18 protein-coding genes are annotated in these 20,427 nt (G+C 72.5%); 5 read left to right on the plus strand and 13 right to left on the minus strand.

Features of this window, described 5'->3' with window-relative positions; genetic code table 11:
* Nucleotides 1-39 precede the first annotated feature (39 nt).
* The gene (locus tag ACZ4TO_RS03510) at nucleotides 40-1,104 is read left to right on the plus strand and encodes a hypothetical protein (RefSeq protein WP_468023289.1); all 1,065 of its coding nucleotides are present in this window, start codon (nucleotides 40-42) and stop codon (nucleotides 1,102-1,104) included.
* A gap of 148 nt (nucleotides 1,105-1,252) precedes the next feature.
* A complete protein-coding gene (locus tag ACZ4TO_RS03515) occupies nucleotides 1,253-2,515 on the plus strand; it encodes a lactonase family protein (protein WP_468023290.1) in 1,263 nt (420 codons plus the stop codon).
* Here the strand turns inward: ACZ4TO_RS03515 and ACZ4TO_RS03520 are convergent.
* Nucleotides 2,483-3,208, minus strand: a complete 726-nt coding sequence (locus tag ACZ4TO_RS03520) for a DUF2470 domain-containing protein (protein WP_468023291.1) — start codon at nucleotides 3,206-3,208, stop codon at nucleotides 2,483-2,485. The genes ACZ4TO_RS03515 and ACZ4TO_RS03520 overlap by 33 nt on opposite strands.
* Nucleotides 3,209-3,346: 138 nt before the next feature.
* Entirely contained in the window at nucleotides 3,347-3,955 is a 609-nt protein-coding gene (locus tag ACZ4TO_RS03525) for a TetR/AcrR family transcriptional regulator (protein ID WP_382779485.1), read from the minus strand.
* 108 nt (nucleotides 3,956-4,063) lie between these two features.
* Between ACZ4TO_RS03525 and ACZ4TO_RS03530 the strand changes: the two genes are divergently transcribed.
* On the plus strand, nucleotides 4,064-5,545 hold the full coding sequence (locus ACZ4TO_RS03530) for a cytochrome P450 (RefSeq protein ID WP_468023292.1): 1,482 nt from the start codon (nucleotides 4,064-4,066) through the stop codon (nucleotides 5,543-5,545).
* A gap of 87 nt (nucleotides 5,546-5,632) precedes the next feature.
* Here the strand turns inward: ACZ4TO_RS03530 and ACZ4TO_RS03535 are convergent, their stop codons facing one another.
* Nucleotides 5,633-6,478 (minus strand): pentapeptide repeat-containing protein, encoded by an 846-nt coding sequence (locus ACZ4TO_RS03535; protein ID WP_468023293.1) that lies wholly within the window; start codon nucleotides 6,476-6,478, stop codon nucleotides 5,633-5,635.
* A gap of 125 nt (nucleotides 6,479-6,603) precedes the next feature.
* On the opposite strand from ACZ4TO_RS03535, the gene ACZ4TO_RS03540 reads away from it, so the two are divergent.
* Nucleotides 6,604-7,668 carry an SDR family oxidoreductase gene (locus tag ACZ4TO_RS03540; RefSeq protein ID WP_468023294.1) on the plus strand — a complete coding sequence of 355 codons (1,065 nt, stop codon included), beginning with the start codon at nucleotides 6,604-6,606 and terminating at the stop codon, nucleotides 7,666-7,668.
* A gap of 3 nt (nucleotides 7,669-7,671) precedes the next feature.
* Here the strand turns inward: ACZ4TO_RS03540 and sigJ are convergent, their stop codons facing one another.
* From sigJ to ACZ4TO_RS03590, 10 genes are all read right to left on the minus strand, one after another.
* A complete protein-coding gene (sigJ, locus tag ACZ4TO_RS03545; RefSeq protein WP_385038694.1) occupies nucleotides 7,672-8,577 on the minus strand; it encodes an RNA polymerase sigma factor SigJ in 906 nt (301 codons plus the stop codon).
* A gap of 55 nt (nucleotides 8,578-8,632) precedes the next feature.
* Complete coding sequence (locus ACZ4TO_RS03550) at nucleotides 8,633-9,466, minus strand: enoyl-CoA hydratase/isomerase family protein (protein WP_468023295.1); 834 nt, start codon at nucleotides 9,464-9,466, stop codon at nucleotides 8,633-8,635.
* A gap of 56 nt (nucleotides 9,467-9,522) precedes the next feature.
* On the minus strand, nucleotides 9,523-10,824 hold the full coding sequence (locus tag ACZ4TO_RS03555) for an alpha/beta fold hydrolase (protein ID WP_468023296.1): 1,302 nt from the start codon (nucleotides 10,822-10,824) through the stop codon (nucleotides 9,523-9,525).
* Between the two features lie 135 nt (nucleotides 10,825-10,959).
* Entirely contained in the window at nucleotides 10,960-11,985 is a 1,026-nt protein-coding gene (locus tag ACZ4TO_RS03560; protein WP_382779464.1) for a LacI family DNA-binding transcriptional regulator, read from the minus strand.
* A 79-nt stretch (nucleotides 11,986-12,064) separates the two neighbouring features.
* Nucleotides 12,065-13,489, minus strand: coding sequence for a BNR repeat-containing protein (locus ACZ4TO_RS03565; RefSeq protein WP_468023297.1), 1,425 nt, complete (start codon nucleotides 13,487-13,489; stop codon nucleotides 12,065-12,067).
* A 154-nt stretch (nucleotides 13,490-13,643) separates the two neighbouring features.
* Nucleotides 13,644-13,964, minus strand: a complete 321-nt coding sequence (locus ACZ4TO_RS03570; RefSeq protein WP_385038703.1) for an L-rhamnose mutarotase — start codon at nucleotides 13,962-13,964, stop codon at nucleotides 13,644-13,646.
* Between the two features lie 64 nt (nucleotides 13,965-14,028).
* Nucleotides 14,029-15,114 carry a rhamnose ABC transporter substrate-binding protein gene (gene rhaS, locus ACZ4TO_RS03575; RefSeq protein ID WP_468023298.1) on the minus strand — a complete coding sequence of 362 codons (1,086 nt, stop codon included), beginning with the start codon at nucleotides 15,112-15,114 and terminating at the stop codon, nucleotides 14,029-14,031.
* Nucleotides 15,115-15,180: 66 nt separating this feature from the next.
* Nucleotides 15,181-16,176 carry an ABC transporter permease gene (locus ACZ4TO_RS03580; RefSeq protein ID WP_468023299.1) on the minus strand — a complete coding sequence of 332 codons (996 nt, stop codon included), beginning with the start codon at nucleotides 16,174-16,176 and terminating at the stop codon, nucleotides 15,181-15,183.
* Nucleotides 16,169-17,209, minus strand: a complete 1,041-nt coding sequence (locus tag ACZ4TO_RS03585) for an ABC transporter permease (RefSeq protein ID WP_382779451.1) — start codon at nucleotides 17,207-17,209, stop codon at nucleotides 16,169-16,171. The genes ACZ4TO_RS03580 and ACZ4TO_RS03585 overlap by 8 nt, the downstream gene beginning before the upstream one ends.
* 109 nt (nucleotides 17,210-17,318) lie before the next feature.
* Complete coding sequence (locus tag ACZ4TO_RS03590) at nucleotides 17,319-18,836, minus strand: sugar ABC transporter ATP-binding protein (RefSeq protein WP_468023300.1); 1,518 nt, start codon at nucleotides 18,834-18,836, stop codon at nucleotides 17,319-17,321.
* Between the two features lie 271 nt (nucleotides 18,837-19,107).
* On the opposite strand from ACZ4TO_RS03590, the gene rhaI reads away from it, so the two are divergent.
* Complete coding sequence (rhaI, locus tag ACZ4TO_RS03595) at nucleotides 19,108-20,268, plus strand: L-rhamnose isomerase (RefSeq protein WP_382779445.1); 1,161 nt, start codon at nucleotides 19,108-19,110, stop codon at nucleotides 20,266-20,268.
* Nucleotides 20,269-20,427 lie beyond the last annotated feature (159 nt).

The raw sequence follows: 20,427 nt of genomic DNA on the forward strand, positions 1-20,427 counted from the left end.
ACGGCGTGGCCGGTGGCAGGAGAACGAGGGGGCGGGCGGATGACCGAGGACACCGTGCGGATCGACGGGAACGCACTGCGGCTGCCGGGCGGGGTGCAGGTCCGGTTCATACGGACACTGCGGCTGCCCGAGACGGGCACGCACGCGTTGCCGCCGGGGCTCGGGGAGTTCCCCGTCCGGCGCGTCGAGGACTACGGCGACCGGGTGCCCGCCGAGTGGCGGGCGCGCGGCGGTGTGATGCTGCCGGTGTATCTGCGCGAGGCCATGTGGCTGAGTTTCGCCGGGACGGCGGAGCCGGCCGCGTTGCAGGTGGGCGTGGGCAAGGTCTGCGCCGTCTCCGGCAAGCCGTGGAGCTCCCGGCTCACCCGTGATCCGCAGAACTACGTCGTCCTCCCCCGGCAGCCGTGGCTCGACGGGATCAACTCCGGCAAGGGGACGGTCCGCCAGTTCGTGGCCGTACCGCTGGGTCTCGGGGCGACGGTCGAGGGCCAGGTCACCGGCGAGGAGGTCTGGGGCGGTGTCCAGCTCCAGTCGTTCCCGCTCGAGGCCGGAGAGCTGGCGGCGTGGCGGGAGGCGGAGCGCCGCCGGACGGAGGCGCTCAGCCGGATGCCCCAGGCACCGGGCGGGTACGGCGCGGCCATGCCGATGATGGCCGCGCCACCCGCACCCGGGGCCGCTCCCGGCGCCGCGCCCGCCGGGGGTGCCCCGCGTGCGCGCAGCGCCCCGGCGATGGGTCTCGGCGTCGGCGGCTCGATGCGCCAGGAGGTCTATCGCGACGACCGGCCGCTGAAGGCCTGGGCGAAGGAGCCGGCCGGACGCGTGTTCGTCCACCTCGTGACGCCTCCGGAGTGGCGCCGCATCACCGGCGAGGCGCCCCCGCCGTCCCCGGTGGACCGTGCGGCGTACACCCGCGCGGGGCTCCCCTGGTTCGACTACTACGACCAGGACGCCGCCGACCTGGCGCCCACGGACGAGCTGGGTTCGGTGCAGCCGGTCGGCGACTGGCTGGGCGACGACCACGAGCCCTGGCAGCAGCCCTCGCCGCATCAGGTGCAGCCGCTCGGTGACGCGCCGGGCAAGCCCGTCGGGGACGGCGACTGGTAGGTCCCGGCGTCGCGCGACGGGTGGATCCCGCCGGTGCGCCTCGCGCGTTGCGTGGGGCGCACCGCGGGGGGCCGTTGTTGCACGTGAGGGGTGCCGCACGCCAAGGTGGCCGTTCCGGCCGAGGCAACCGACACCCCGAGGTGCAGGCATGAGCAGTGGTGCAGGGCCGTCGCGCGACGCGGGCGGCGGCTGGACCAGACGCCGTTTCGTCGCCGCGCTCGCGGGGGCGGCCGCGGTCACGGCGGTCCCGTCGTGCGCGGCACCCCAGGCGGACCCCGCCGGGACGACCGCTCGTCCGAAGGCCCCGGTCCCGAAGGCGCCGCCGGCCGGTCCCTCGGCGTCGGCGTCCGGGTCGGCGCCCCCGTCGACGGCTCCCTCCGCCGGTCCGCGTCGACTGTTCCTGGGCACGTACACCTCCGGGGACGGCGGCGGGAAGGGCATCGGTGTCGCCACGTACGACCCGGCGACCGGCGCGGTCACCGGCGGCGGTGTGGTGACGGGCGTCGACAATCCCTCCTTCCTCGCCGTGCATCCGGACGGCCGGGCGCTGTACGCGGTCGACGAGCAGGACGCGGGCGCGGTGACGGCCGTGGGGCTGCCGGGGAGAGAGGTGCTGGGCAGCCGCTCCACGGGCGGCTCGGGTCCCTGCCATCTGTCCGTGCATCCGAGCGGCCGCTGGCTGCTGAGCGCGAACTACGCGTCGGGGAGCGTCGCGGTGCATCCCGTCGAGGCCTCCGGTGCGCTCGGCGAGCGGACCGATCTGGTCCGACACACGTCCCCGGCGCCCGGTCCCGGCCAACAGGGCCCGCACGCGCACCAGTTCGTCACCGCTCCGGACGGCGGCCATCTGCTCGCCGTCGATCTGGGCACCGACACGGTGTACACCTACCGGCTGGACGAGACCCGGGGCACGCTCACCGAGGTCTCCCGGGCGCGGACGCGGCCGGGCGCGGGTCCGCGCCATCTCACGTTCCACCCCGGCGGCCGGTACGCGTATCTCGCCAACGAGGCCGACAACACGGTGACGGTGTGCGGCTACGACCCGGCGACGGGCCGCCTCTCGGTGGGCGAGGCACAGTCCACGGGCACGGGAGGCGGCACGAGCTACCCGGCCCAGTTCGTCGTGACGCCGAACGGGTCGTACGCGTATCTCGCCAACCGGGGCGACGACAGCCTGACGCGGTACGCCGTCGAGGCGGACGGAGCCCGGCTGCGGCTGCTGGACACGGTGCCGGTGGGCGGCGCCTTCCCGCGGCACGTCGCGCTCTCGCCGGACGGGCGGCTGCTGTTCGCGGCGAACCAGCGGTCGGGCACGGTGACGGTCTTCGGGGTCGACCAGGAGAGCGGTGAACTCCGGCGCGTGGGCGCGCCGTTCGCCTCACCCCTCGCGGTCTGTGCGCTGCCGCTGTAGCGGACGGGGGCAGGAGGCGAGGCTCGCCTGGGTGAGCAGGACGTGCATGCGCTCGGTGAGCTGGGAGACGTCGTCGGCGGGCGCGTGGAACGGCAGGCGTACGTCGCCGTTGCCGCGCGCCCGTTCGATGCGCAGGGTGAGTCCGTGGCGGTCGACGGCGAGGGGCTGGACGCGCACGGCGCCGTGCAGGCTGTCCGGTTCGACGAGACGGGTGCGCCGCTCGACGGCGTCCGGGTGGGCGTCGGCGAGATGGGTCAGGAGCTGCGCCTCGGCGAGGGCGAGCGGGTCGGGCCGGGCCTCGGCGAGCTCGTCCAGATCGACGACCACGGTCCCGCCGGGCCGGCGCAGCACCGCGCGGGTGGGCCGGAACGAGAGCTCCCCGTCCTCGGGGACGAACCAGCCGGCGAGCCAGAGGCGGGCCCGGATCCGGTTCCGTACGGGGACCGGTGCGACATCCGCGAACTCCAGGACGGCGGACGGCTCTCCGCGCGGGGAGCAGATGGCCGCGGCGAGCAGCGCGCTGTCCTCGGGCACCCGCAGCAGCACCCGGCCGTCGGCGGTGACGGAGTGCGCGCCGACGAACTCCTCGCGGCCGCCCTCGGCGCTCACCGCGCAGGACCAGGCCGCGGCGAGCACCGAGCGGGCGTGCTCCGCCGCGGCGGGCGCGGCCGTCCAGGTGTGACGGTCACCCATCAGATTCCTCCTTAGGTAAGGCTTGCCTAACCTATCGAAGATCCGGGCGTACGCCAACCACACCTTGCCGATCGAAGAGGTGTGCGTGGACCCAGGCCCACCCGAAAGGGGCGTCACGGCCACCGCGCAGAGCGGACCTCAGGGCGTGATCGCGCCGAGCAGCGCCCGCGCGCACAGATCCCGCACCTGGTCACGGGTCAGGTCCGCGTCCCGCAGCCACTCCAGGCACACGGCCGTGGTGAAGGCCAGCCATCCGCGGACGGCGATCCGCAGTTCGGGCCGGTCCTCGGCGGACCGGCCGAGCTCGGGATCCGCGGCCAGGGCCGAGAGGATCTGCCGCTCCTGCGCGGCCAGGGCCTGCTGATAGACCCTGCGCACGGCCTGGTCACCGGCCGCGTCGGCACGGTGGAAGGCACGGAACCCGTGCGCGTGCTCCTGCACGTACCCGAGGAAGGTGTCCAGGCCCGCGCCGAGCTGCTCGCGCACCGGGACACCGGGCACCGCCGCGGTCATCCGCAGCATCCGCCCGCTCTCCCGCTCGACCACGGCGGCGAAGAAGTCCCGCTTCGTCGGGAAGTAGTGGTACAGCAGCCCCCGCGAGACTCCGGCGATCTCGGCGACCTGCTCGATCCAGACGTCGTCGTACGGACTCTCCGAGAACAGGCGGGCGCCCACCGACAGGAGCTGCTCCCGGCGCGCCTCGGTACTGAGCCGGCGGCGTGCGCGCTCCCCCTGCTTCCCCGTCATGCCCGCACTTTACTTGACGCCGGTTCAACAACGGGATCAGACTGAACTCCGCTATTGAACTCACGTACAACAGACTCAACCTGCCCGAGTCACAAGGGAGATGGCGTCATGGCGGAGACGAAGGCGGCGGCGCGGCCGAAGGGGTTCCGCAGCGCGGAACTGGGCTGGCCGGAGCTCCACCGCATCCCGCACCCGCCGCGCCGCGTCCCGCTGGTCGGCGACGTGCTGGGCGCGAACGTCCGTTCCCCGCTCCAGGACTCCATGAAGTTCGGGAAGCGGCTCGGACCGATCTTCCGGCGCCGCGCCTTCCGCAACGAGATCGTCTTCGTCTGGGGCGCGGACCTCGCCGCCGAACTCGCCGACGAGTCGCGGTTCGCCAAACACGTGGGCCTGGGGGTCGCCAACCTCCGTCCGGTCGCCGGGGACGGACTGTTCACCGCCTACAACCACGAGCCCAACTGGCAGCTCGCGCACGACGTCCTGGCCCCCGGTTTCGGCCGCGAGGCCATGGAGGGCTACCACCCCATGATGCTGGCCGTGACCGAGCGGCTGACCGGCCACTGGGACCGGGAACAGGCCGCGGGCCGTGCCGTGGACGTGCCCGGCGACATGACGAAACTGACGCTGGAGACGATCGCCAGAACCGGCTTCGGCCATGACTTCGCCTCCTTCGAGCGCTCCCGGCCGCACCCCTTCGTGAACGCGATGGTGGGCACGCTGACCTACGCACAGCGCCTCAACGTCGTCCCGGTCCCGCTGGCGCCCGTCCTGCTGCGCGGCGCCACCCGGCGCAACGCGGCGGACATGGCCTACCTCAACCGCACGGTCGACGCCGTCGTGGCCTCCCGCCGGGGCGCGGGTGGCGACGGCGACCTGCTCGACCGCATGCTGGAGACGGCCCACCCCGAGACCGGGGAACGGCTGACCCCCGAGAACATCCGCCGCCAGGTCATCACCTTCCTCATCGCCGGCCACGAGACCACCTCGGGCGCCCTGTCCTTCGCCCTGCACTACCTCTCCCGGCACCCGGAGACGGCCGCCCGCGCCCGGGCCGAGGTGGACCGCGTCTGGGGCGGCACGGACCGGCCCGGCTACGAACAGGTCGCCAAACTCCGTTACGTGCGCCGGGTCCTCGACGAGTCGCTGCGCCTGTGGCCGACGGCACCGGCGTTCGCCCGCGAGGCCCGCCACGACACCGTGCTCGGCGGCGTCCATCCGATGCGGCAGGGCGCGTGGGCGCTGGTCCTGACCGCGATGCTGCACCGCGACCCGCAGGTGTGGGGCGCCGACGCGGAGGGCTTCGACCCGGACCGCTTCGACGCGAAGGCGGTACGGGCCCGGCCCGCGCACACCTTCAAGCCCTTCGGCACCGGGGCGCGCGCCTGCATCGGCCGCCAGTTCGCGCTGCACGAGGCGACGCTGGTCCTCGGACTGCTGCTGCGCCGCTACGACCTGCGGCCCGACCCCGACTACCGGCTGCGGGTGGCCGAGCGGCTGACCCTGATGCCCGAGGGGCTGCGCCTGCATCTGGAACGGCGCGCGCCCGTGACGCCCGGGCGGACGGAGACCCTGGCCGGCGCGAGCGAGTGAGGCCGCCCCCCTCCCGGCGTGGGCTGCCGACGGGAGGGGTGCCGCTGTCGGCCCGAGCGGGTCTCCCAGCTCCGGGAGGTGGGGCTCTCAGCTCCGGGCCGTCCAGTGGCCGGGGCGGGAGACCGAGTCCGGGAGGCGGGTGCCGGCGCTGCCGCGGGCCGCGTCGAGCTGCGGCTGGGTGAGGAACAGGGCCCCGGTCAGATCGGCGTCGGTCAGGTCGGTGTCCCGGAGGTCGGCGCCGATCAGGTCGGCTCCGCGCAGATCGGCCCCCGTGAGGTCGGCGGCGACGAGCAGCGCCCCGCGCAGACTCGCGCCCCGCAGGTCGGCGCCCTTGAGCCGGGCCCCCATCAGATCCGCGCCACGCCGGTCCTTCCGCCTGCCCCCGCCGGACTCGGCCCGTACGAGTTCGCTCGCCCGCAGCAGCAGTTCGCCGGCCTTCCGCCGGTGCGCGCCGACGTCCAGCGCGGCCAGCTCCTCGGGGCCCTGCCGGGTGAGGCGTTCGGTCGTGGAGATCAGACGCCGGACGTCGGCGTGCACCGGACGTGCGGCGGGCAGCGTCAGGGCCTCGTTCAGGTACCACAGCAGTTCGTGCAGGTGGCGCACGACGGGGAACACGTCGAACATCAGCCGGGCGCGCTCCTTCGGCCCCGAGCGCCAGTCCTCGCCGTCGAAGGTCACCTGGGAGACGTGCTGCCCGGCCCCGAAGCAGTCGTAGACCGTGCAGCCCGTGAAGCCCGCGGGCCGCAGCCGGGTGTGGATGCCGCACCGGGAATCCTCGCGCAGATTGGGGCAGGGCTCCCCCGCGCGCTTGTCGATCGCGAAGTCGGCCGAGCGGGCGAAGGGCAGCGCGACACAGCACAGCCCGAAGCAGCTCCCGCAGTCGGCGCGCAGTTCGTCACGGGGATCCGGGGATGTACGGACTTCCTCTGGCATGTCCTCCAGCCTACTGACCTCTCCACCCGCCCTGAGCCGGGCCGATTCGGCGGCCCCGCGCCCCCGCCGCGATGTGCTCGCTCCCGCTCTTGATGTCTGACGGCGCACCGGGTATCGAGTGCGCCATGGACGACATCGCGCTCCCCGGTCTCCCCGCCCCTCCCCCGCTGGGCGCGAGCGCCTTGCCGGCCGGGACGTTCGACGGCTCGCTGGTGCTGGTCACCGGCGGCGGCACCGGACTCGGGAGGGCGATCGCGGCGGAGTTCGCCCGGCTGGGCGCCGATCTCCTGATCGTCAGCCGCCGTGAGCGTCATCTGGCGCCCGCCCGGGCCGAGTTGGCGAAGCTGGGCACGCGGGTCAGGTCCGCGGTCTGCGACATCCGGGACCCGAAGCGTGTCTCCGAGGTGTTCGACGAGGGCGGGCTGCCCGACGTGCTGGTCAACAACGCGGCCGCCAACTTCCCCGTCGCCACCGAGGACATGTCCCCGAACGCCTGGCAGGCCGTGGTCGACATCACGCTCACCGGAACGTTTCTGATGACCCGTGAGTTCGGCCGACGTCACCTCGCGGCGGGCACGCCGGGCTCGGTCATCGACGTCGGCGCGTCCTACGCCTGGACCGGCGGTCCCGGTTTCGCGCACAGCGCGGCGGCCAAGGCCGGCGTGGAGAGCCTGGTGCGGACCCTGGCGGTCGAGTGGGGACCGTACGGCATCCAGGTCAACGGTCTGGTGCCGGGGCTGATGCCGCACGAGGACATGACGGAGGACATCCGCGGCAACCTGGCCCGCGGCACAGGCGGCGGGGCCGACTCCAGCCCCGGGGACCACGGGCCCGGCCAGGGCGCTCGGCGCGCCAGGGGCGGGCGGGACGGCAGCGGCGAGCGGGATGACCGGCACCCCGGCCGTGATGGCCGGCACCCCGGGAACGCACCGGGCGGCGAAGTCACGCCGGACGGCTCGGGCACGCGCGACGGGGCGGCCGACGCGCTCGGCCGGCGGCAGCCGGCCCTGCGCGTCGGCGTGCCCCGCGAGCTCGGCTGGGCCGCCACCTTCCTGGCGTCCCCCTACGCCCGCTTCATCACCGGTCACACCCTGGTGGTCGACGGCGCGAACTGGCAGCGAAGGGACCTGGTCGCCTCGCCGGTCACGCCGGTGCGGGACCAACTGGGGCGTGGTCCCTTCACCGGCTGACGGTCACTCCCCCGGCTTGTCCCCCGCGAGGTCGAGCCGGGCGAGCCGGTCGGGGTCGGCCAGGATGTACATCGCGACGATCCTGCCGTCGGCGACGGTGACGCCCATGACCGACTGCGGCCGGCCGTCCACGATCGCGACGACACCCGCCTCCCCATTGACCCGGACGAGCCGCGAACTCGCCGCGAACCGGCGGAAGGCGAGGGCCTGACCGGCAACCGCCTCGGCCCCGCGCACCAGCTTGGACACGGTCACGCCGCCGACCAGCGCGCCCGCGTCGGCGCGCAGCACGACATCGGGGTCGAGGACGGCGACGAGCGCCTCGAAGTCGCCTCCGCGTGACGCCGCGAGGAAGGCGTCGAGGACCTCGCGCTGCCGGACGGCGTCCCGCTCGGGCTCGGGGGCGGCTCCCTTGACGCGCCGGCGTGCCCGGCTGGCGAGCTGCCGGGTGGCGGCGGTGTTCCGGCCCACGATGGGCGCGATGTCGTCGAAGGGCACCGCGAACATGTCGTGCAGGACGAAGGCGAGCCGTTCGGCGGGCTCCAGCGTCTCCAGGACCACGAGGAGGGCCAGACCGACCGAGTCGGCCAGCAGCACCTCCTGTTCGGGGTCGATCCGGTCCAGGGGGCTGACGACGGGGTCGGGCACGAAGGTGCCCGAGGGCTCCAGCGGGTCCTCGCGGCGCGCGGTGCGGGACCGCAGCATGTCCAGACACACCCGGCCGGTCACGGTGGTCAGCCAGCCGGCCAGGTTCCTGATCTCGTCCGGGTCGGTGCGGCCGAGCTTCAGCCATGTCTCCTGGACGGCGTCGTCCGCCTCGCTCAGCGATCCGAGCATCCGGTAGGCCACCGCCCGCAGCCGGCCCCGGTGCTCCTCGAACCTGTCCGCGAGAAGTTCACTGTCGTGCATCGGTCCCCCCTGCCTGTCTCGTCGTACACAACAGTGACCGATCAAAACACGTGGGTCACTTCCCCTCGAAGCGGGGCGCGCGGCGGGCGCCCTTGGCCGTGTATCCCTCGGCCGCGTCGTCCGAGGTGAGGGTGAGCGCGGCCGACAGGGCGGTCCGGTCGAGAGCGGCGGTCAGCGGGGCTTCGGCGTAGGCGTCGATGCCGTGTTTGACGCCCTGCACGGCGAGCGGGGCGTTCGCCGCGATCTCGGCGGCGACGGTTCGGGCCGTCTCGTCCAACGCGGTGTCGTCCGTGAGGAGTTGGACGAGGTGCAGGCGCTCTGCCGTCGCCGCGTCGAGCCGTCTTCCGGTCAGCGCGAGGTACTTCGCCCATCCCGCGCCCGCCTCGCGGGCGATCCGCAGGTCTCCGCCGGCGTCGACGGCGAGCCCCAACTGGGCCTCGGGCAGGGCGAACACGGCGTCGCGGGAGGCGATCCTGATGTCCGCCATCAGCGCGAGCTCGAACCCGAAGCCGAGGCAGTAGCCCTGGACGGCCGCGACGACGGGCTGCGGCAGCCGCGCGAAGGCCGCGAAGCGCTCGTGCGCCCAGCGGATGCCCTCGTAGTAGGCGCGGGCGCGCTCGGCACCCGAGCGGCCGGTGATCGCGCCGCCCGGGGCGCTCACGTCGATCCCGGCGCAGAAGGCGCGCCCCTCGGCCCGCAGGAGCACCGCCCGGACCGACGGGTCGAAGCGGATCCGGTCGGCGATCAGGCCGAGTTGACGGGTGGCCTCCCAGCTCCAGGCGTTGAGCTTCGCGGGCCGGCACAGGGTGAGGACGCCGATGCCGTCCTCGACGTCGAGGCGCAGGCGTCGCTCGTCCTCCGGGACGTCCGTGCGGGTGGTGTCGATCATCCGTACCCCCTCAGGATTCTGACGGTCCGTCAGAATCCTAGAGGAGGACGGCCGGATCAGACGTCGTCGCGCGTGAGCGCGAGCAGCCGGTCCAGGACGCGCGGACCGCCGGCCCGCACCCCGTCGTGCTCGAACTCGTCGGTCACCCAGGTGCGCAGACCCCGCACGGCACGGGCGGTGGCCAGGGAGTGGCCGGCGTCGACGTACATGTCGTCGTGGTAGACCGCCGCCGCCACCGGCACCTCGTTCACCGCGAGCCGGGCCGGGTCGTACAGCGGCGCCCACTCGGTGCGGGCGGCCAGCTCCTCGGCGGTGTCGCGCAGCGGCCGCAGGGCCGGGTCGGACTCGAACATCCAGGGGTGCACGGACTCGCCGGTGAACAGCAGCGGCCCGTCGTCCGCGAGCGTCTTGGCCGCGTCGAACTGCGGGAACTCGGCGCGCACCCGCTCGGCGGACCAGGCGGTGGGCCGGCCGCCCTGGGCGTAGATGGCCTCGTGGACGAGCGCGTACAGGGGGTGGCCCGCGTACGACAGGAGCGACTGGACCTCCTCCTGGAAGGCGTCGGAGAGCGCGTGGCCCTGCGGGGTGCGCACGAAGGCGTCCTCCAGCAGGTAGTGCAGGCGGTGGCTGCCGTCGCTGCCGCCGAGGAGGATGCCGAGCGACTGGAAGGCCTCGGCGGTCAGGCGGTAGCCGCCGCCGAGCACCGGCTCGTGCTGGAGCAGGTACTCGGCGATGCGGCGGGCGCGCTCGACGTCCTGCGGGTAGCGGGCGTAGTGCGCGGCGACCTTGCGTTCGATGCGCGGGTAGGCGGCGCGGTACACGTCGTCCGCGTGCCCGTCGAGCGAGGGCAGACCGCCGGTGACGACGGCGGCGCTCAGCCCTTCGGGGGCGCTGGAGAGGTAGTGCACGGTGCAGAAGCCGCCGAAGCTCTGGCCGAGGACCGTCCAGGGGGCGCCGCCGGTGAGGGCGGGCCGGATGGCCTCGCAGTCGCGGACGATGGAGTCGGCGCGGAAGAGGGCGAGGTAGTCGGCCTGCTCGCGGGCGCCGCCGCGCAGCGGGAGGGTCTGCCGGTTGGCGGGCGTGGAGTGTCCGGTGCCGCGCTGGTCGAGGAGCAGGACGCGGAAGTCCTTCAGGGCCCGGTCGAGCCAGGCCTGACGGCCGACGAAACGATTCGCCCCGAAGCCGGGGCCACCCTGGAGGTAGACCATCCACGGCAGGTTCTGGTGCGCCTTGTCGCTCGCGACGACCTCGCGGGCGAACAGGTCGATGGTCTCGCCCGCCGGTCGGTCGTGGTCGAGCGGCACGGTGAAACGGTGGTCGGTGAGGACGACACCGGGCTGGCGGTAGCTGACGGTCAACAGGTCTCCCGAGTCGTACGGATTCCAGGCTGCGTCCCAGTTCAGCACATGTCGCCCGGGCTCCGCGGGCCGGGGACCGGGAAGACGAACTGAACAGTGACTCAGCGGGCCGGTGACGGGGAACTGAACCGCTGGTCAGCGCGCCGCCAGGCTGGAGCGGCGCACGACCAGTTCCGGCTGGAGCACGACGCGGCGGTGTTCGTGCGGCGTGGGCGCGGTCTCCGCGTCGATCTCCTCCAGGAGCAGCTCGGCCGCGAGGGCTCCCATGGTGACCGCGGGCTGGCGCACGGAGGTGAGCGGGACGGCCGCGGCGGCCGCGAACTCGATGTCGTCGTAGCCGACGATCGCGAGGTCGTCGGGCACGCCGACGCCGGCCGCGTACATCGCCTGGAGGAGGCCGAGGGCGAGCAGGTCGTTGGCGCAGAAGACGGCGGTGGGCCGCTCGGCGAGGCCGAGGAGCCGGGCGCCCGCGTCGCGCCCGGCTGCCACGTCCAGGCGCTCGGTGGGCAGCTCGCGCAGGTTCTCCGGGCCGAGGCCCGCCTCACGCAGGGCGTTCAGGGCGCCCGTACGGCGGTCCCTCACCTGGCTGAGCCCGGGTGGTCCGCTGACGTACGCGATCGAGCGGTGCCCGGCGTCCACGAGGTGCCGGACGGCCAGCGCGCCGCCCGCCACGTCGTCCACGGAGACCGAGCACTCGGTGGTGCCCTCGGCCACCCGGTCGACCAGCACGAACGGGATGCCGTTGCGGCGGAACGCCTCGATGTTGCGCCCGCTCGCGTCCGACGGCGTCAGCAGCACGCCGCGCACCCGCTGCTCGGCGAAGAGCGACAGATAGTCGGCCTCCTCGCTCGGGGACTGGGCGCTGTTGCAGACCATCACCCCGAGCCCGGCCTCCCGCGCGGCACGCTCGGCGCCGCGCGCCACGTCCACGAAGAACGGGTTGCCCATGTCGAGGACGAGGAGCCCCATGATCCGGCTGCGTCCGGCCCGGAGCTGGCGTGCCGACTCGCTGCGCACGTAGCCGAGCCGGTCGATGGCGGACAGGACGCGGGCCCTGGTCTCGGATGCCACCGAGTCGGGGCGGTTGATCACGTTGGAGACCGTGCCGACGGAGACTCCGGCGGCACGGGCGACGTCCTTGATACCCACCGACTGGACCATCGGGCGGGAACCTCCACGAGTAGAGCGAGTAGCGGCGGGCGGGCCCTCACATTATCCGCGAGAGGGCCGGAGCCAGGGGTCAGGCGGGCAGGCGGAAATCGGCGACGTGCAGGGCCGACGGCGTGGTGCCGGCGGACTTCTCCTGGTACATGACGGACAGGGTCCCGTCCTGTGGGACGCGTGTCTCGTCGATGACGACCTCGCCGAAGGCGTTCAGGCCGGCGCCGTCGAACAGGAGGGTCCAGTCGGTGTGCCCGGAGGACTTCGAGGCGCCCGCGATCCGCCCGTACGGCAGGATCGCGTAGACGTTGTCGTAGCGGTCGAGGACCAGTCTGGTGCGCTGGCTGGAGTTCAGGGCGAGGGGGATCTCGGTCTTGGTCCAGCCGCCCGCGGAGCCCTTGCGCAGGTGGAAGGCCCGGCCGTTCGCCGTACGGTCCTTCACGTAGTCGGTGGTGCACTGCCCGAAGCGTCCGGGCACATAGCTGATGATCGCGTGCGGCAGGCCCGCGGAGTCGGTGGCCTGGCTCTCCTGGTTCATCAGGGAGTGGTCGGGGTCGAGGGGGTCGACGACGAGTCCGGGGTCGCTGACGGCGACGGTGCCCGCGGTTCCGGTGGTGCCGACGACGGTGCCCGCGTCGTTGCGCCAGCTCCGGCCCCGGTCGGTGGAGTAGACGTATCCGGTGTCGTGGTTGGTGATGCCGCCGGGGCTGCACATCACGGCGGCGTTCTGCTCGCGCCAGGTGAAGAAGGAGTGCAGCCGCCCGTTCACGTCGTAGTCGATCCCGTGCAGGTACATGTTGCGGGCGGTGCTCGACCCGTGCGCGCCGGTGTAGGTCCCGGTGGAGGCGGACCACTCGCCGAGCGCGGTCCAGGACGAACCGTCGTACTCCGCCAGCGCGTTGCGCCCGTTCCCCGAGACGCCTACGCGGTACGAGAGCTGGAGGCGGCCCTCCGGCGTCGCCACGAACTGCGGATAGGTGAACTGCGGGGTGAGCGCCAGACCGTCCAGGGAGGTCTGGACGGCCCCGAGGACGGCGGAGGTCCAGGCCGTGGACGTGGGGTTGTCGAGCAGCCCGGCCACCGACTTGACGTAGAAGAAGCCGTCGCTGTGGGAGTCCATGTTCAGGTGCAGCCGGCCGTCGGTCCTGGAAACGCCCATGGAGATCACGTCGTGGGAGTCGTCGCTCTTGAGCTTGTGGCCGAGCGTGATCGTGGACCAGGTGGAGGCGCCCAGGACGCGGCGGGCGACGACCGCGCTGCGGTCACCGGTGTACCAGGCCGCGTACTGGTGGCCGCGGTAGGTCAACAGGCCGTTCTTCTGGAACGAGTTGTTGTTGACCAGCCCGTCGTAGGAGACGAAGTAGAGGGCCTGCGGGTCGAGTCGGGTGGTGCCGGTCCGCGTCACGGAGGGGCCGGGGGCGGCCGCACGGGCCGTCCCCGCCGCGAGCGCGGGACCGGCCACGGTGCCCAGCAGGGCCGTCGTCAGTACGGTGCGTCGTCTCATGTACGGGCTCCTCGATCGGGCTGCGGGCGGACGGGTTCGGGCCGTGCGGGCGGTACGGGTGCGCGAGGCCGACCGGCGGAACGGGCGGTACGGGTGCGCGGGCCGGCCGGCGGAACGGGCGGTACGGGTGCGCGGGCCGGCCGGGCGGTGCGCGTCAGGCGAGGTGGAACACCTCGGTGAGGGGCGTCATGGCCTCGTCGGGTCGGGCGCCGTCCAACGCGGTGAAGAACGGCGCCATCTCCTTCTGCCAGCGGGCGTTGACGTCGGTGGCTTCCATGGCGGCCCGCGCGGCCGCGAAGTCCTCGGTCTCCAGGTAGCCGACCAGCAGACCGTCCTCGCGCAGGAAGAGCGAGTAGTTGTGCCAGCCGGTGGCCGAGAGCGCGTCGAGCATCTCGGGCCACACGGCGGCGTGCCGCTCGCGGTACTCGTCGAGGCGGTCCGCACGGACCTTCAGCAGAAAGCACACGCGCTGCATCGATGACCCTCCGGGGCCTGGGAGTCGGGCCGGCCCGCCGTGGCGGCGCCGGCCCGGCGGGACGTCAGAAGTCGAACTGGTCGATGTTCTTCGCGTCGAAGACGGTCGGCTTGCCGAGGCTGATCACACCGTCCTTGCCGATGGTGAAGGAGCCCATGGCGCCGGCCTTGAAGGTCTCGCCCTCCTTGCCGGTGATCTGCCCCGAGGCGAGCGCCACGGCGGTGCGCGCGGCCAGCTCGCCGAGCTTGGCCGGGTCCCACAGCTCGAAGCCCTCGACCGTGCCGTTCTTGACGTACTTGCGCATGTCGTTGGGGGTGCCGAGGCCGGTCAGCTTGACCTTGCCCTTGTACTTGGAGCCGGACAGGTACTGCGCGGCCGCCTTGATGCCCACCGTGGTCGGGGAGATGATCCCCTTCAGGTTCGGGTGCTCCTGGAGCAGGCCCTGCGTCTGCTGGAAGGACTGCTGGGCCTCGTCGTTGCCGTAGGCGATCTTGACCAGCTTGACGTCCTTGTACTTGGGGTCCTTCAGCTCCTGCTTCATGTAGTCGATCCAGGTGTTCTGGTTCGTGGCGGTCTGCCCGGCGGACAGGATCGCGATCTCGCCCTTGTAGCCGATCTGTTCGGCGAGCAGTTGCACCTCGGTGCGGCCGAGGTCCTCGGCGCTCGCCTGCGAGACGAAGGCGTTGCGGCACTCGGCCTTGGTGTCGGAGTCGTACGTGACGACCTTGATCTTGTTCGTCATGGCCTGCTTGAGCGCGGTGCACAGGGCCCCGGGGTCCTGCGCGGAGACGGCCATCGCGTCGACCTGCTGCTGGGTGAGCGTGTTGACGTAACTCACCTGGCCGCTGGTGTCGGTGGCGCTGTTGGTGCCGACCTCCTTGTACTTGGAGCCCAGTTCCGTCAGCGCCTTCTCGCCGCCCTTGTCCGCGGAGGTGAAGTACGGGTTGTTGACCGCCTTGGGCAGGAAGCCGACGGTGAGCCCCTTCTTGGTGGCCGCGTTCGGGTCGGCCTTGGCGCCGGCGGCGGCGCCGGAGCCGCCCGAGTCCTTGACGTCGTTCTTGGTCGTGCCGCCGCAGGCGGAGACGGCCAAGGCGAGGGAGGTGACGGCGGCGAGCGCCGCGCAGGTACGGCGGATCGATGATGTGCGCATGACTGAGGGTTCCTTTACGAGGGTGAGCGGACCGAGGTGACGCGTACGGGGCTGAGCCGAGCGGGGTTACGGGACCGGCGTCGGGGCGGCGGCTCTGCGGCCCGCCCTCGCCACGGAGATCTGGCGCCCGACCCGGGGGCCGAGCACGGAGACGACGAGCAGGACGCCGGTGACGACGATCTGCGACTGCGCGGAGACGTTGAGGAGGCTCATCACGTTCTGGAGCGAGCCGAGCAGGAAGACGCCCGCGATCGCGCCGCCGAGCGTGCCCCTGCCGCCGTCGAAGTCGATGCCGCCGAGCAGGACGGCGGCCACGACGGACAGTTCGAGCCCGGTGGCGTTGTCGTAACGGGCGCTGGCGTAGTGCAGGGCCCAGAACACCCCGGTCAGCGAGGCCATGAAGCCGGTCGCGACGAACAGGATCAGCTTCTGCCGCCTGACCCGGATGCCGGCGAAGCGGGCGGCCTCCTCGTTGGCGCCGATCGCGAACGCGGAGCGCCCGAAGGGGGTGGCGTGCAGCACGACGACGGCGACGGCGAGCAGTACCAGGAAGAGCGGGAGCGCCTGCGGGACGAAGCTGTCCCCGATGCGTCCGGCCGCGAAGTCCTGGTACTGGGTGGGGAAGTCGGTGACGGCGTCGGAGCCGAGCACGATCTGCGCGATGCCGCGGTAGGCGGCGAGGGTGCCGATGGTGACGGCGAGGGAGGGCAGTCCGAGCCGGGTCACCAGCAGGCCGTTGACGAGCCCGCACACCACGCCGAGCACCAGGCAGAGCGGGATGATCGTCTCGATCGCCATGCCCTCGTTCCACAGGGCGCCCATCACCGAGCCGGAGAGCCCAGCCGTGGAGGCGACGGACAGGTCGATCTCGCCGGCCACCACGAGCAGGGTCATCGGCAGGGCGATCAGAGCGATCGGCAGGGTGTTGCCGATCAGGAACGACAGGTTGAGCGCGTTGCCGAAGCCGTCCACGAAGGAGAAGGAGAAGAGCAGCAGGACGATCAGGAGGGCGCCGACGACCGTGTCCCAGCGGACGGCGCGCGCGAGAGCGGAGTCAGCCATGGCGGGCGTTCCTCTTCTTCAGTGCGGAGGCCACGCGCAGCGCGACGACCCGGTCGACCGCGATGGCGAGGATGAGCAGGACACCGTTGATGGCGAGCACCCAGACGGAGCTGACGCCGAGGGCGGGCAGGACGCTGTTGACCGAGGTGAGCAGCAGGGCGCCGAGCGCGGCGCCGTAGACGCTGCCGGAGCCGCCGGTGAAGACGACGCCGCCGACCACGACGGCGCTGACGACGGTGAGTTCGTAGCCGTTGCCGGTTCCGGAGTCGACGTTGCCGAACCGGGCGAGATAGAGGGCGCCCGCGAGTCCGGCGAGGCCGCCGCAGACGACGTACGCGGTGAGGATGCGTTTGCGGACGGGGATGCCGGCGAGCCGCGCGGCCTCCGGGTTGGAGCCGAGCGCGTAGAGCTCGCGGCCGCTGCCGAAGTGCTTGAGGTAGTACGCGGCCACCACCAGGACGGCCAGGGCGATCAGCGCGAGATACGGGACCGCCGAGAGGCCGCCGGAGCCGAAGTCGACGAAGCCGCCGGGGAGATCGGCCGCGGTGATCTGGCGGGAGCCGACCCAGATGGAGTCGAGCCCGCGGATGATGTAGAGGGTGCCGAGGGTGACGACGAGGGCGGGCACCTGGCCGAGGCTGACGAGCGCGCCGTTGACCAGTCCGCAGCCGACGCCGAGCAGCACCGCGAGGAGGACCGCGACGACGGGGTCGCCGCCGCCCTGGAGGTAGGTGCCGGCCGCGAAGGCGCTGATGCCGAGGGTCGAGCCGACCGACAGGTCGACGTTGCGGGTGATGACGACGAGCGACTGGCCGGTGGCGACCAGCACGAGGATCGTCGCGTTGAGCAGCAGGTCCTTGATGCCCTGCTCGGACAGGAACTCGCTGTTGCCGAGCTGGGTGACGGCGATCATCACCAGGAAGACGGCCAGGATGGCGAGTTCGCGCATCTTGAAGACGCGGTCCACGAGCCGGGTGCCGCTGGACCTGGGCACCTCGGTGGCGGGGGCGGGGGTGGGCGCGGTGACCGTCATGCGGCGGCCCTCCGGGGGATGATCGTGGTCATGCGGGTGGCCTGCCCGCCGGATGTCATGCGGGCGGCCTGCCCGCCGGATGTCGTGCGGGCGGCCTTGTCGGCGGCTGTCATGCGGCGGCCCTCCCGGTGGCGGCGGCCATCACGGATTCCTCGGTGGCTTCGGAGCGTGGGATCTCGGCGGTGAGCCGGCCCTCGTGCATCACGAGCACGCGGTCGGCCATGCCGAGGATCTCGGGCAGGTCGGAGGAGATCATCAGGACGGCCACCCCGTCGGCGGCCAACTCGCCGAGCAGCCGGTGCACTTCGGCCTTGGTGCCGACGTCGATGCCACGGGTCGGCTCGTCGACGATCAGCACCTTGGGGCCGGTGGCCAGCCATTTGGCGAGGACGACCTTCTGCTGGTTGCCGCCGGAGAGCGTGGCGACGGTGTCGGCGATCCGGGCGTACTTCACCTGAAGCCTGACCGCCCAGTCGAGGGAGCGGCTGCGCTCGGCCCCGCGGTCCATCAGGCCCGCCCTGACCGTCGTCCGCAGCCCGGTCAGGCCGATGTTGCGCTCGATGGACATGTCCATCACCAGGCCCTGGGCGCGCCGGTCCTCGGGGACGAGGGCCAGTCCGGCCGCCATGGCGACGGAGGGGGCGCCGTTGGTCAGCGCGCGGCCCTCGACCTCCACCTCTCCGGCGTCCCAGCGGTCCACGCCGAACACCGACCGCGCGACCTCGGTGCGGCCGGCGCCCACGAGTCCGGCGAGTCCGACGATCTCGCCGCGCCGGACCTCGAAGGAGACGTCGGTGAAGACGCCCTCCCGGGTCAGCCGCCGCACGCTGAGGGCGACGTCGCCCGCCTCGACGTCCTGCTTGGGGTAGAGCTCGTCGAGGTCGCGGCCGACCATCCTGCGGACGAGGTCGTCCTCCGACATGCCCTCCAGCGGCTCGCTGGAGATCAGGGCCCCGTCGCGCAGGGTCGTGACGCGCCCGCAGATCTGGAAGATCTCCTCCAGCCGGTGCGAGATGAACAGCACCGCGGAGCCCTGCTCGCGCAGGGTGCGCACCACGCCGAACAGCCGGGCCACCTCGCTGCCGGTGAGGGCGGCGGTGGGCTCGTCCATGATCAGTACGCGGGCGTCGAAGGAGAGCGCCTTGGCGATCTCGACGATCTGCTGGTCGGCGATGGACAGTCCGCGCGCCGGACGTTCGGGGTCGAGCGCGACGCCGAGGCGCTTCATGAGGGCCGCGGTCGCCGCGTGGGTCGCCTTGTGGTCGATGCGGCCGAGTGCCCGCCGGGGCTGACGGCCCATGAAGATGTTCTCGGCGATGGACAGGTCGGGAAAGAGCGTGGGCTCCTGGTAGATCACCGCGATGCCCGCCTCGCGGGCGTCGGCGGGGCCGTGGAAGACGGTGGGTCGGCCGTCCAGCAGCACCTGGCCGGCGTCCGGTCGGTGCACGCCGGCGAGCGTCTTGATGAGGGTCGACTTGCCCGCGCCGTTCTCTCCGGCGAGCGCGTGCACCTCACCGGCGAACAGTTCCAGGGACACGTCCCGCAGGGCGCGCACGGCGCCGAAGGACTTCGAGAGGTCCTTCAGCGCCAGCACCGGGGCCGGTCCCGTGTCGGACGGGTGGGTCATGAGGGGCTCCTCGACGACGTCGGCGGGACGGCCCCACAGCGTCGTGAAAGGTTTCAATTGGATTGCCGGGACGTTAGGCATGCCACCCAGGTCGCGTCAATGGGTTCGTCTCGAAATTCTTCGACGGTCCGGTGTCACAAGAGGGTCACGGCGATCGGTCCGCGCCGGAGGGGTTGACAGCCCTTCGGGGGGCTCATAACTTCGCTGCTGAATCGTTTCAGAGCAGCCCTTTCCCTGAAGCTGCCGCATCCGAAGTCGTAGGAGCCCCGAAGTGACCGAGTTCGCCGCGGTGAAGGCCGCGCTCAAGACCCAGGCCGTCGAGACGCCGTCGTGGGCGTACGGGAACTCGGGAACCAGATTCAAGGTGTTCGCGCAACCGGGTGTGCCCCGCACACCGTGGGAGAAGCTGGACGACGCGGCCAAGGTGCACGAGTTCACCGGCGCGGCCCCGACCGTCGCGCTGCACATCCCCTGGGACCGGACCGACGACTACGCGGCGCTGGCGAAGCACGCCGAGGAGCGCGGTCTGAAGCTGGGCGCGATCAACTCCAACACCTTCCAGGACGACGACTACCGGCTCGGCTCCGTCTGCCACCCGGACGCCGCCGTGCGCCGCAAGGCCGTGGGCCACCTGCTCGACTGCGTCGACATCATGGACGCGACGGGTTCGCGGGACCTGAAGCTGTGGTTCGCCGACGGGACGAACTACCCCGGCCAGGACGACCTCCGCGCACGCCAGGACCGGCTGGCGGAGGCCCTCTCCCAGGTCTACGCGCGGCTCGGCGACGACCAGCGGATGCTGCTGGAGTACAAGTTCTTCGAGCCCGCCTTCTACGCGACCGACGTCCCCGACTGGGGCACGGCGTACGCGCACTGCCTCAAGCTCGGCCCCAAGGCGCAGGTCGTGGTCGACACCGGGCACCACGCCCCCGGCACCAACATCGAGTTCATCGTCGCCACGCTGCTGCGCGAGAACAAGCTCGGCGCCTTCGACTTCAACTCCCGCTTCTACGCCGACGACGACCTGATGGTCGGCGCGGCCGACCCCTTCCAGCTCTTCCGGATCATGTACGAGGTGATCCGCGGCGGCGGCTTCACGCCGGACGTCGCCTTCATGCTCGACCAGTGTCACAACATCGAGGCGAAGATCCCGGCGATCATCCGGTCCGTGATGAACGTGCAGGAGGCGACGGCCAAGGCCCTTCTGGTGGACGGCGCCGCGCTCGCCGAGGCCCAGCGGAGCGGGGATGTGCTGGCCGCCAACGCGGTGCTCATGGACGCCTACAGCACGGACGTGCGGCCGCTGCTCGCGGAGGTTCGCACCGAGCTGGGGCTCGACCCGGATCCGGTGGCCGCGTATCGGCGGTCCGGGTGGGGGGAGCGGATCGCTGCCGAGCGGGTCGGAGGGAACCAGGCGGGGTGGGGGGCCTAGCTCGTTGCTCGGGTCCGCTTCTCTGGGGCGGGACCCTCGGCGGGGGCTGGACCTGCCGGCGCGGTCGGTTCGTCGGCCCGTCGGCCCCGTCGGCCCCCGCCGTGTCTCGTCTGCCCCACTCCGTGGTCTGCGGGGTGCGCCATTCGTCGTGGCTCGTCG

Source organism: Streptomyces sp. NPDC028298, assembly GCF_055565895.1.

Excerpts from the sequence above, each read along its gene's own strand:
- ACZ4TO_RS03510 (WP_468023289.1), top strand. The coding sequence starts at position 40 with ATGACCGAGGACACCGTGCGGATCGACGGGAACGCACTGCGGCTGCCG.
- ACZ4TO_RS03515 (WP_468023290.1), top strand. The coding sequence starts at position 1,253 with ATGAGCAGTGGTGCAGGGCCGTCGCGCGACGCGGGCGGCGGCTGGACC.
- ACZ4TO_RS03520 (WP_468023291.1), bottom strand. The coding sequence starts at position 3,208 with ATGGGTGACCGTCACACCTGGACGGCCGCGCCCGCCGCGGCGGAGCAC.
- ACZ4TO_RS03525 (WP_382779485.1), bottom strand. The coding sequence starts at position 3,955 with ATGACGGGGAAGCAGGGGGAGCGCGCACGCCGCCGGCTCAGTACCGAG.
- ACZ4TO_RS03530 (WP_468023292.1), top strand. The coding sequence starts at position 4,064 with ATGGCGGAGACGAAGGCGGCGGCGCGGCCGAAGGGGTTCCGCAGCGCG.
- ACZ4TO_RS03535 (WP_468023293.1), bottom strand. The coding sequence starts at position 6,478 with ATGCCAGAGGAAGTCCGTACATCCCCGGATCCCCGTGACGAACTGCGC.
- ACZ4TO_RS03540 (WP_468023294.1), top strand. The coding sequence starts at position 6,604 with ATGGACGACATCGCGCTCCCCGGTCTCCCCGCCCCTCCCCCGCTGGGC.
- sigJ (WP_385038694.1), bottom strand. The coding sequence starts at position 8,577 with ATGCACGACAGTGAACTTCTCGCGGACAGGTTCGAGGAGCACCGGGGC.
- ACZ4TO_RS03550 (WP_468023295.1), bottom strand. The coding sequence starts at position 9,466 with ATGATCGACACCACCCGCACGGACGTCCCGGAGGACGAGCGACGCCTG.
- ACZ4TO_RS03560 (WP_382779464.1), bottom strand. The coding sequence starts at position 11,985 with ATGGTCCAGTCGGTGGGTATCAAGGACGTCGCCCGTGCCGCCGGAGTC.
- ACZ4TO_RS03565 (WP_468023297.1), bottom strand. The coding sequence starts at position 13,489 with ATGAGACGACGCACCGTACTGACGACGGCCCTGCTGGGCACCGTGGCC.
- ACZ4TO_RS03570 (WP_385038703.1), bottom strand. The coding sequence starts at position 13,964 with ATGCAGCGCGTGTGCTTTCTGCTGAAGGTCCGTGCGGACCGCCTCGAC.
- rhaS (WP_468023298.1), bottom strand. The coding sequence starts at position 15,114 with ATGCGCACATCATCGATCCGCCGTACCTGCGCGGCGCTCGCCGCCGTC.
- ACZ4TO_RS03580 (WP_468023299.1), bottom strand. The coding sequence starts at position 16,176 with ATGGCTGACTCCGCTCTCGCGCGCGCCGTCCGCTGGGACACGGTCGTC.
- ACZ4TO_RS03585 (WP_382779451.1), bottom strand. The coding sequence starts at position 17,209 with ATGACGGTCACCGCGCCCACCCCCGCCCCCGCCACCGAGGTGCCCAGG.
- ACZ4TO_RS03590 (WP_468023300.1), bottom strand. The coding sequence starts at position 18,836 with ATGACCCACCCGTCCGACACGGGACCGGCCCCGGTGCTGGCGCTGAAG.